The following is a 1,840-nucleotide window of genomic DNA, read 5'->3' as shown; positions in this document are numbered from 1 at the left end:
CTACAATCTTCGTTGCTATCACAGTAATGGGTAAGCTAATGAAGAGCCTAATGGTTGGCCGTGCTCGCGATATTCTGAAGAATGCAATTGGTCGTGGTCCTATCCACGGTATCGTATCAGGCTCGATCGTGACGGTGTTGGTACAATCTTCATCAACAACAACAAGCTTGATGGTTCCACTTGTAGGTACTGGTGTTCTTAAAGTTCGTGACATTTACCCATTCACTCTAGGTGCGAACATCGGTACGTGTATCACTGCGCTACTTGCAGCTACCGCAGTATCTGGTGAGTTTGCTGTGTTTGCTCTTCAGATTGCGCTAGTACACTTAACCTTTAATATTTTGGCGACACTGTTTATCTTTGGTATTCCGTTCTTACGTGAAATCCCAGTAAAAGGCGCTGAAATGATTTCAGAGCTTGCTATCAAGAACAAAGCAGTTGTGGGTGGCTACCTGATGTCTGTATTCATCATTCTGCCAGGCGCAATCCTTGCTCTGACAACCTGATAATACCAACCATCGCTTATTGTTTAAGGCTCCACGTTGTGGGGCCTTTTTTGTATCTGTAATCATGATGCAAAAATGAGAGCTGATGTAACTCCGATTGAGACTGAGAAATATTTGTTGTTCAAACCAAACACTCAATGATAATTTGGCTCCACCTCTTTCAATACAATCACCGTTAGTCAAAAGTACAGAGACGGTCATATACACAATGGATAACGGCTCTTGCCTCCCATAGTTGTCTTCGATGACTGACAGGTACTCTGCGCGTTGTTGAAAAAGGTCTTACCTTCACATGGAGTTGAACGACATGGCTCAGTTTAATGAACCAATTTCTAGCCAGCTATTAGCAATAGATGAAAACCTCTCTCAGTTAGTCACTGATATTGATATTCTTAGCAGCGTAAACCCGCTTAATTACGCCCAAGAGCGAGAAAGGTTCATCAATAATAAGTACTCGCAAGAACCTAACTTTCAGTACCAGAAAGCGCCTCTTGACACTCATCAGTCAAAACGCCGTTTGTACGAATTGCCTTTGGAACACATCGAAGATACTCAGCTGCAAAAGCTTTATGAGGATGTCATTCAGTCTTACGCCGACAAACTTGATCAAGTCAACACCATAGGTACGCAAGAGTTCCTATACAACTCTCTGCGCTATTACGGTGAACCAAGTGCGAAAGACATTGCTAACGCACATTTCATTTTGCATCTGCCGACAGAAGAAGAAAGCAAACCAGAGCATGATAGCCGCTCCATTGCTCATTTCATGCAAAGCTTCGCCGATAAAAATGGGTATGAATGTGAAATTCAAATCTTAGATGGCATGCTAGCAAACGCTTTGGTGTCAGGCTCTCGAGTGAAGATTAACAGCGCTGCGCACATCACAACTGACGAGCTTGAAGCGCTCGCACACCACGAGATGGGCGTGCATTTGCTAACTACGCTTAATGGCCGTCAACAGCCACTTAAAGTGCTTAGTTTAGGTTGCCCTGCCAATACCAATACGCAGGAAGGGTTGGCGATTTTGTGTGAGTACCTCTCTGGACACTTCAGTATCAAACGTTTAAGAACCTTAGCTCTTCGCGTGCTTGCTGTAGAATCCATGATTAAAGAGCGCGATTTCCGCCACACCTTTATGTTGCTGAAGGAGCAGTACAAAGCGTCTGACGTTCAAGCCTTTACCATTACTTCGCGCGTATACCGCGGTGGTGGCTTAACTAAAGATTATTTGTACCTGAGAGGATTTAGAGAAGTGCTCAACGCGTACGATAAGCTAGGGGATGATTTTTCACTGCTGCTATGTGGTAAAACGGAATTAAAGTATTTCGATCTGA

The 1,840-nt window shown here is 43.9% G+C and carries 2 protein-coding genes; both read left to right on the top strand.

Features of this window, described 5'->3' with window-relative positions:
* A partial coding sequence (locus R8O11_RS24730; protein WP_318194545.1) for a Na/Pi symporter occupies nucleotides 1–506 on the top strand: 506 nt, incomplete at its 5' end.
* Between the two features lie 307 nt (nucleotides 507–813).
* A partial coding sequence (locus R8O11_RS24725; protein ID WP_412035072.1) for a flavohemoglobin expression-modulating QEGLA motif protein occupies nucleotides 814–1,840 on the top strand: 1,027 nt, incomplete at its 3' end.

It is taken from the genome of Vibrio sp. 1288, from assembly GCF_033344475.1.
The sequence above is the reverse complement of the archived record's forward strand: the minus strand, read 5'-3'. Positions and strand labels throughout refer to the sequence as shown.